This is a genomic window from Caballeronia sp. (genome assembly GCF_049581465.1).
In the GTDB taxonomy this organism is placed as follows: domain Bacteria; phylum Pseudomonadota; class Gammaproteobacteria; order Burkholderiales; family Burkholderiaceae; genus Caballeronia.
In genome coordinates this window covers 1-8,209 of the sequence record NZ_JBAUSA010000309.1, presented here as the reverse complement: position 1 = coordinate 8,209, position 8,209 = coordinate 1, and the positions used below count along the sequence as shown (strand labels likewise).

The window sequence follows — 8,209 nt, the reverse complement described above, 5'->3', positions numbered from 1 at the left end:
GCTCGGCACCGTGCAGGCCGGCCACGGGCATGTCCGGCATCGACAGGAACGCGTCGATACTGTCGATCCCGCGCCCCGACACGATCGCAACCGCGCCGTTGGTCGCGCGTCGCAGCGCGCTCAGGATGCGCGGCACGACAGGCGGCACGACGATACCGTCGGGTGTGGGCGCCAGTTCGACGAGCGTGCCGTCGAAATCGAAGAAGAACGCAGTCTCGGCTAGCGGAAATGTGTCTGGGAGTTTTTGCATTGATGTCTGCCTTTCAGCCGGGAATGGCCCCGAATGGCCTTGAAACGGACCGGAAAAGTGTGCGCATATTACCGTGCATTGTCGTCTAGTTCGGGACTGTCCTGCGGCATAACGACTCGGCTTGTCTGGACCGCATGGAACGTCTCGGTGAAAGCCTCTATTTTGAGATAAAGTCGGCTGCCTGATTGCTCGGCGAACCTGCTGGTTTGTCAGGCCTCTTTTGTCAGTCCTCACATTGCTCGCGTCGCAAGATGTCTTCCTGCTTTTCCCCTCGGTATACGGCTTTGCTCAGGCTCTACAACGCGCTCAAGCGCATGCTCGCTCTCCTGCTCGTCGGCACCGTGCTTGCTGCGTGCTCACACGCCGACGCGCCGTGGAAGCTGACGGATGTCAGCGGCCACCTGCCCGATCTAAACTTCAATCTCACCGATGACAACGGCCAACCCGTCACCGGCCACTCGTTTGAGGGGCAAACAACGCTGGTGTACTTCGGCTACACGCACTGCCCCGATGTCTGCCCGGAAACCATGGCGCGCCTGATGCAAGTGCTGCAACAACTCGGGCCAGAGGCGAAGGACGTTCGCATCGTGTTCATCACTGTCGATCCTGCCCGCGACACGCCCGCCGCACTGCACGCATACGTACGCGCGTTCGATGCCGAGCACGCGATCGGCTTGACGGGCACCGACAGCGCAGTAGAAGGCATTGCGAAGCGGTATCGCGTGGCGTATCAGATGGAGAAGCGCGATGCTAAGGGCGCGTACGACGTCACCCATAGCTCGGCCGTGTACATCTTCGATAGCCACGGCCACGCGCGTCTGCTTGCCACCGAGACCGATTCAATCGATACCATCGCGAACGACGTGCGGCGCGTGATCGAATCACCTTCCTCCTGAACGATGTCCTTCCTACTTTACTGGCTCGAACCCTGGGAACCGTCGCCGACGGTGGTGATCGCCGTGCTGCTGGCGGCCGTTTTATTCGCGCGGGGGGCACGCAAGGCGCGGGTATCGATCGCGCGGCATGTGTCGTTCTGGTTCGGCCTGACCGCGCTTTACGTCGCGCTGCATACGCGGCTTGACTACTTCTTCGAGCACGAATTCTTCATGCATCGGTTGCAGCATCTGGTGCTGCATCACCTCGGGCCGTTCTTTATCGCGCTGTCGTATCCCGGCGCGGCTCTGCGGGCCGGGATACCCTTTTCGTGGCGGCAACGCTGGCTGAAACCCGTGCTCGATAAGCCGTCCGCACGCATCGCGCTGCGCGTGCTGTTCAATCCGATCGTCGCGGTGACGTTGTTTGTCGGGCTGATCTACTTCTGGCTGCTTTCGCCGATCCACTTCAAGGCGATGCTCGACTGGCGGCTTTATCGCGCGATGAACTGGAGCATGGTGATTGACGGTCTGATGTTCTGGTGGCTCGTACTCGATTCGCGACCCGCACCGCCCGCGCGTCTCGCGCCCGGCCTGCGCATTCTCGTGGTGATCGCCGCGATCCCGCCGCAGATCATGCTCGGCGCGTACATTTTCTTCACGCCGCACGAGCTGTATCCGATTTATTCGATCTGCGGCCGTGCGTTCACGTGGATCAGTCCGATGCGCGATCAGCAGATCGGCGGACTGTTGCTGTGGATTCCCGGTTCGATGATGAGCGTGATCGGCGCGTTGATTGCCATTCGGCATTGGCTGAGGTTATCGACGCGCGAGCGGCTGGTTAGCCAGCGGCTGAAAGACTTCGATGCGAAGCCCGAGAGGGCCGCGATTTCGGTTGGTTAGACCACGAGCTTGCCGCGCGCTGCTGCGCTCGAGTTGCGCCGCAAGGCCGTCCTGTTTCGCGACGTCTCGGCCGAAGACAGGGGCATAGCGCTCACACGCTCTCAAGCCCGACGCATCCAGACATGCAGGATGTCGTCTTCCAAGTGGATATCGGAGATCGGCTCAAAACCGAACGCACCGTAGAAGCGCTGAAGGTGCGCCTGGGCATGGAGTCGTATCGGCTGTTGTGGCCATTGCAGCGCGATATGCGCGAGCGCGCGCTCGATCATTTGCTGGCCCAGTCCTTTGCCGCGGAAAGCCTGGGTCGTCAACACCCGGCCGATACGGATATCGCTTTCATCGCTTTCATCGCTCGGTAAGAGCACGCGCAAATAACCGGCAAGCGCGGGTCGCCCGTCCGCTGAACTGCTATAAGCCAGCAGATGCCATGCGCCGGCATCCAGGCCATCGATGTCCGCGTACACGCACTTCTGCTCGACCACGAACACGTTGCTGCGAGCGGCCAGCATGGCGTAGACCTCGACGTTCGTCAGGTCGTCAAACAATTTCCAGCGCCAGTCGATGTCGGAAGTGAATTCGGTCATATCTGATTCGGTCGATGGTCACGCGCTCGCGCAATGCGCACGCACTTCGATAGTAGATCTGAGATTATGCCGCGCGGCATGGTGCCCTAGGCGACGCGTGCATTGTGACCAGCAAAGCAAGCCGGGTTGCCCGGTCAAAAAGCTCGCTTAAAACGTCGCCGCCAATACAAAAAGCCCCGACAAGTCAGGGCTTTTCTTTGCACATGAATTCTGGAGGCGCGAGCCGGAGTCGAACCGGCCTAAACGGCTTTGCAGGCCGCTGCATAACCGCTTTGCTATCGCGCCAGAAGCGGGGGTATTGCGAACGCTATCATGATCGGCCTTACCAGACACATTCGCGAGCACATTTGCACGGCCATCAAACAAAAAGGGAAGCTTGGCTTCCCCTTTTATTGGAGCGGGAGACGAGGCTCGAACTCGCGACCTCAACCTTGGCAAGGTTGCGCTCTACCAGCTGAGCTACTCCCGCATTGACCTGCACTGTGCTGCCAGTCACCGGCGTACCATTGCCGACGACCTCTGAATCTTGGAGCGGGAGACGAGGCTCGAACTCGCGACCTCAACCTTGGCAAGGTTGCGCTCTACCAGCTGAGCTACTCCCGCATCTTGCCGACTACTTTTGCGCCACTTTGCTGCCTGTTTCTACTACCTGTTTCTGCTTCCGGACCCGCGCTGTTTTCTGCGCTTGCCCGACAGAAACGAGATTATGGGGAAGGCCAACTTTGGTGTCAAGAGCTTTGTATAGGCCCTATCATTTTTTCCCTCATTCGCCTGATTCACAGCGTTTTATAGCATGCCGCCGCGCTCGCGAATCTGCGGCCACGCGAGCTTCATGTAGTAGAGCATCGACCAGACCGTCAGGAACGCCGCGACATAAATGAGCCAAAGTCCCCATACGCGCGTATCGATGACCAATGGCAGCCCGTTGATCTTCAGCGGCCCGTAGAAGAGCAGCATCGGGATCGCGACCATCTGGCAGACGGTCTTGAACTTGCCCAGCGAATTGACGGCGACGCTCTTCGATGCCCCGATCTGCGCCATCCATTCGCGCAATGCCGAAATGGTGATCTCGCGCCCGACAATAACCAGCGCGATCACCGCGTTCAGCCGCATCAATTGCACGAGCACGAGCAACGCAGCGGTGACCATGAGCTTGTCTGCGACGGGGTCGAGAAACGCGCCAAATGCCGAGGTCTGATTGAGCTTGCGCGCCATGTAGCCGTCGAGCCAGTCGGTCAGCGCGGCCAGCACGAAGATGATCATCGCGAGCTCGTTGCGATGCTCCGGGCTCATCATCATGTCCGGCAGGTAGAAGACGCCCACGACGAGCGGAATCAGCACGATTCGAAGCCACGTCAGGAAAATCGGAAAATTAAACGGCATGGGCTTGGCTTCAGATTGGAGCTGCTAATTGATCTACGTATTTCTACGTATCGAGATGCGCCAGGAAGCGCCATTGTGCCGCGTCGACCTATATGTCACAAGCCAGAGCGCGAAGCGGCGGGACGTGGCGCTCAGTGCAACTGACGATAAATCTGCTCGGCCAGCGCCAGCGAAATACCCTCGACACTCGCCAGATCTTCCACGCTCGCCGCCTGCACGCCGCGCAAACCGCCGAATCGCGAAAGCAAGCGCTGCCGCCGTTTCGCCCCAATCCCCTCGAGCTCCTCCAGGCGCGATGTCTGCCGCGTCTTGGCCCGTTTCGCGCGCATGCCGGTAATCGCGAAGCGGTGCGCTTCGTCGCGGATCTGCGCGACCAACATCAGCGCTGCGCTCTCCTTGCCGAGTTCGAGCGGCGTGCGGCCATCGGCGAAAATGAGCGTCTCCAGGCCCACCTTGCGCCCTTCTCCCTTCGCTACGCCCACCAGCAAGCTTTGATCGAGGCCTAGTTCGGCGAAGACCTGGCGCGCGATTTCGACTTGGCCCTTGCCCCCATCGATCAACACGATGTTCGGCAGCACGCCGCCCGTTGGCACGGGTTCGGCGACATCGGCTTCGGTGGCTTCGCCTTGCTCACCGGCTTCGCTACCGCCAGCACCGCCGCCCACTTCGCTCACATCGTTCGCGTCTACCTCGGCCCCCTGCACCGGCCCATTGGCCGCACGCGCCGCCGCCAACGCAAGCATCTTTTCATAGCGGCGCGTCAACACCTGGCGCATGGCGGCGTAATCGTCGCCCGGAGTAATGTCTGTGATGTTGTAGCGCCGATATTCAACCGATTGCATCTTGTGATGGTGATACACGACGCACGATGCCTGCGTCGCCTCGCCCATGGTGTGGCTGATGTCGAAACATTCGATCCGCAATGGCGCGAGATCGGACATCTCCAGGTTCAGTGTATCGGCGAGAGCACGCGTGCGCGCCTGTTGCGACCCTTGTTCGGACAAGAGCCGCGCGAGTGCGAGCTTCGCGTTGTTCTCGGCCATCTGCAGCCACGCGCGCTTTTGTCCCTGCGGCTGGCGCAATACCGAGACCTTGTGACCTGCCTGTTCGATCAGCAAGTCGACCAGTTCCCGGCTCGACGGCGCGTGGCTCACCACCAGCACCGGCGGCACCCGATTGCCGATGTAATGCTGCGCGATAAACGCCTCCAGCACTTCAGCTTCGAGCGCGCCCTGACGCGCGGATTCCGACATTTCGATGCCCGGTGCGTCGCCGGTCTCGGCCAGCGCCGCCTGCATTTCGCTCGTGGTCGCGTGTGCCTCGAATTCCTGATCGAGTGCGTCCTGCCTGCCGGGCGGCAGCGTGAGATCGCCGGTGGGAGCATCGACTTGTTCGATCACGATATCGACGACGCCGGTCATGTCCATGTCCGCGTCCTCCACGCCCTCCGCCAACGACTCTTCGAGCATCGCGTCCTCGATCGCCAGCGCAGCCTCAACATGCGTCGGGAAATAGGCCTTATCGCCGAGATGCCGGCCGCCGCGAACCATCGCCAGGTTCACGCAGACCTTCCCGCCGAGCGCGACGACCGCGAGGATATCGACGTCGTTGTCGCCGCCCACTTCGATCGCCTGCTGGTGCAGGACCGTAGAGAGCGAACTCATCTGGTTGCGCACGGCAGCGGCCTGTTCGAACTTCAGGTCAGCCGCGAACGCGTGCATTTTCTCCTCGAGTTCCTTCATCACTTCGCCCTGCCGGCCGAGCAGGAACCGCGATGCGTTGGCGACATCGCGCGCGTAATCTTCGTCGTCGATCAAGCCGACGCACGGCGCCGTGCAGCGGCCGATCTGATGGAGCAGGCACGGCCGCGTCCGGTTGGCAAAAACGGAGTCCTCACAGGTACGCAACTGGAACACGCGCTGCAGGATCTGGATGCTTTCGCGCACGGCCCACGCGCTCGGGAACGGCCCGAAGTACTGGTTCTTCTTGTCGACCGAACCGCGGTAATAGGCCATGCGCGGGAACTTGTGGCCCGTGAGCTTGAGATACGGGTACGACTTGTCGTCGCGAAACAGGATGTTGTAGCGCGGCGCCAGCGCCTTGATGAGATTATTCTCAAGCAAGAGTGCTTCGGCTTCGGAGCGCGTGACCGTCGTTTCGATCTTGCGAATGCGCGTGACCATCAGCGCGATACGCGGCGACGGCAGCGTCTTCGTAAAATAGCTCGATACGCGCTTTTTCAGGTCGCGCGCCTTGCCGACGTACAGCACGTTGCCGTTTTCGTCGTAGTACCGGTACACGCCCGGCAGGTGTGGCAATTCAGCCAGGCTTTTTTTGGGATCAAAAACGTCGGTATCGGTCATGCAAGGAAAGTAGCGGGAAGCATGCGGTGGCGGCGGCCGGGCGTTTTAAGACGCACTGCGACGCGGGAATCGGTATCCTGAAAGACGCCAGTTTAGTTCAATCCGTTCTTCAACATTCACTGACGGCACATTGCCGCCCGAGCACTCATGCCGATTTCATCGGAAGCCTTGCCTGATGTTTCCCGTGCCGCCGAGCGAGCGGGGAGCGACATCGCCTGCGACATCTTCTGCGCAGTGGTCGACAATTTCGGCGACATAGGCGTCTGCTGGCGGCTCGCGCGCCAGCTTGTAGCGGAGCATGGCTGGCAAGTGCGCTTGTTCGTCGATGACCTCAAGGCGTTCCACGCGCTCTGCCCCGCCGTCGATACCGCGCTCGATTCGCAAACGGCGGCCGGCGTCGCGATCGAGTACTGGCACACGCCGTCGCACGCAGGCGACACGCTCCAGATCGCCGATGTAGTCATCGAGGCGTTCGGGTGCGAGCTGCCGTCCGTTTATGTCGCGGCCATGTCACGTCGCGGGACCCCACCTGTGTGGCTCAACCTGGAATACCTGAGCGCCGAGGACTGGGTCGCCGATTTTCACCTGAGGCCGTCCCCGCACCCGCGCTACGCGCTTGCCAAGACCTTCTTTTTCCCCGGCTTGGGCGTGGGCACGGGTGGCGTGTTGAAGGAACGCGCCCTCGATGCCGAGCGCGAGGCGTTCAGGCGCGACGTCTGGTGGCGCGCGAGTCTGGGCGTCAAGGCGCCTCCAAGCGGCGCGACGGTCATCTCCCTGTTCGCGTACGAGAATCCGGCCATCGATTGCCTGCTCGAACAATGGCGCGATTCGCCCACGCCGATCGCGTTGCTGGTGCCCGAGGGCCGGATCTCGGGCGCAATCGCGCGGTTTTTCGGGCTGACCGGTTTCGCGGCGGGATCGAAGGCGAAGAGCGGATCGCTGAAGGCGTATGCGCTTGGTTTTGTCGAGCAGCCGCTCTACGACGCCCTTCTCTGGGCCGCCGACATCAATTTCGTACGGGGCGAAGATTCGTTCGTGAGAGCGCAATGGGCGCAAAAACCATTTGTCTGGCAAATCTATCCGCAAGCCGACGACGCCCACCTTCCGAAGCTCGACGCCGCCCTCGCACACTACGCAAACGGGTTACCCGAACCCGCGCGAACGGCGCTCGCGCGTTTCTGGCACGCCTGGAACGGCGCGGGCAAGCCGGACTGGAGCGACTTCTGGGGTCATCGCGCGCTACTGGAACAACGCGCATCGGGCTGGGCTGGCGAATTGGCAGGCATTGGGGACCTGGCCGGAAATCTGGCAGAATTCGTGAAAACTCAGTTAAAATAAGCGGTTATCCATCGGCTTGCAGCTCGGAACAGGTACAGTCCCGGGCGGAATCCCACGGTGATGCGGCGCCACGGTGAAGCGGCGGCAGGGCATGAATGTCGAATGTGTTCGCGACATTTGGCGCTGGATAGTTTGGCGCACGTTTAGCGCGTATTGGGCGCACGTTCGACACCCCGTTTGGCGCGAGTTTGGCGCAACCCCGAAGCCCGCAACATCGCAGCGATCAGGCTCACATTTTCGTACAGGACAGTTTTTATTATGAAGACCGCTCAAGAACTCCGCGTCGGCAACGTCGTAATGATCGGCAGCGATGCCATGGTCGTGCAGAAGGCCGAATACAACAAGTCGGGCCGCAATTCGGCCGTTGTGAAGATGAAATTCCGTAACCTGCTTTCGAGCGGCAACATGGAATCCGTCTACAAGGCCGACGACAAGTTCGACGTCGTTCAGCTCGACCGCAAGGAAGTGACTTTCTCGTATTTCGCCGACCCGATGTACGTGTTCATGGACGCCGAC

The 8,209-nt window shown here is 61.0% G+C and carries 7 protein-coding genes, 3 tRNA genes and 1 pseudogene; 4 read left to right on the top strand and 7 right to left on the bottom strand.

Annotated elements, in window-relative coordinates:
• Positions 1–250: trehalose-phosphatase (locus WCA53_RS07715; RefSeq protein ID WP_423907612.1), on the bottom strand; the 250-nt coding region annotated here is incomplete at its 3' end.
• A gap of 251 nt (positions 251–501) precedes the next feature.
• On the opposite strand from WCA53_RS07715, the gene WCA53_RS07710 reads away from it, so the two are divergent.
• Both WCA53_RS07710 and WCA53_RS07705 read left to right on the top strand, forming a co-directional pair.
• Entirely contained in the window at positions 502–1,146 is a 645-nt protein-coding gene (locus WCA53_RS07710; RefSeq protein WP_423907610.1) for an SCO family protein, read from the top strand.
• Positions 1,147–1,149: 3 nt separating this feature from the next.
• Positions 1,150–2,025: a cytochrome c oxidase assembly protein gene (locus tag WCA53_RS07705; protein ID WP_423907607.1), complete on the top strand. Its 876-nt coding sequence runs from the start codon at positions 1,150–1,152 to the stop codon at positions 2,023–2,025.
• A gap of 101 nt (positions 2,026–2,126) precedes the next feature.
• Here the strand turns inward: WCA53_RS07705 and WCA53_RS07700 are convergent, their stop codons facing one another.
• From WCA53_RS07700 to uvrC, 6 genes are all read right to left on the bottom strand, one after another.
• Complete coding sequence (locus WCA53_RS07700; protein WP_423907604.1) at positions 2,127–2,609, bottom strand: GNAT family N-acetyltransferase; 483 nt, start codon at positions 2,607–2,609, stop codon at positions 2,127–2,129.
• 211 nt (positions 2,610–2,820) lie between these two features.
• Positions 2,821–2,894, bottom strand: a tRNA-Cys gene (locus tag WCA53_RS07695).
• Positions 2,895–3,002: 108 nt separating this feature from the next.
• Positions 3,003–3,078 (bottom strand) — tRNA-Gly (locus tag WCA53_RS07690).
• 58 nt (positions 3,079–3,136) lie between these two features.
• Positions 3,137–3,212 (bottom strand) — tRNA-Gly (locus WCA53_RS07685).
• A gap of 183 nt (positions 3,213–3,395) precedes the next feature.
• The gene (gene pgsA / locus WCA53_RS07680) at positions 3,396–3,992 is read right to left on the bottom strand and encodes a CDP-diacylglycerol--glycerol-3-phosphate 3-phosphatidyltransferase (RefSeq protein ID WP_423907602.1); all 597 of its coding nucleotides are present in this window, start codon (positions 3,990–3,992) and stop codon (positions 3,396–3,398) included.
• Between the two features lie 131 nt (positions 3,993–4,123).
• Positions 4,124–6,355 carry an excinuclease ABC subunit UvrC gene (uvrC, locus tag WCA53_RS07675; protein WP_423907600.1) on the bottom strand — a complete coding sequence of 744 codons (2,232 nt, stop codon included), beginning with the start codon at positions 6,353–6,355 and terminating at the stop codon, positions 4,124–4,126.
• A 147-nt stretch (positions 6,356–6,502) separates the two neighbouring features.
• Here uvrC and earP point away from each other — a divergent pair, with 147 nt between their 5' ends.
• Entirely contained in the window at positions 6,503–7,693 is a 1,191-nt protein-coding gene (gene earP, locus WCA53_RS07670) for an elongation factor P maturation arginine rhamnosyltransferase EarP (RefSeq protein ID WP_423907598.1), read from the top strand.
• Positions 7,694–7,951: 258 nt separating this feature from the next.
• Positions 7,952–8,209: pseudogene (locus tag WCA53_RS07665) on the top strand (elongation factor P); the annotation flags it as partial.

Coding starts and splice junctions, on each gene's coding strand:
- WCA53_RS07710 (WP_423907610.1), top strand. CDS start 502: ATGTCTTCCTGCTTTTCCCCTCGGTATACGGCTTTGCTCAGGCTCTAC.
- WCA53_RS07705 (WP_423907607.1), top strand. CDS start 1,150: ATGTCCTTCCTACTTTACTGGCTCGAACCCTGGGAACCGTCGCCGACG.
- WCA53_RS07700 (WP_423907604.1), bottom strand. CDS start 2,609: ATGACCGAATTCACTTCCGACATCGACTGGCGCTGGAAATTGTTTGAC.
- pgsA (WP_423907602.1), bottom strand. CDS start 3,992: ATGCCGTTTAATTTTCCGATTTTCCTGACGTGGCTTCGAATCGTGCTG.
- uvrC (WP_423907600.1), bottom strand. CDS start 6,355: ATGACCGATACCGACGTTTTTGATCCCAAAAAAAGCCTGGCTGAATTG.
- earP (WP_423907598.1), top strand. CDS start 6,503: ATGCCGATTTCATCGGAAGCCTTGCCTGATGTTTCCCGTGCCGCCGAG.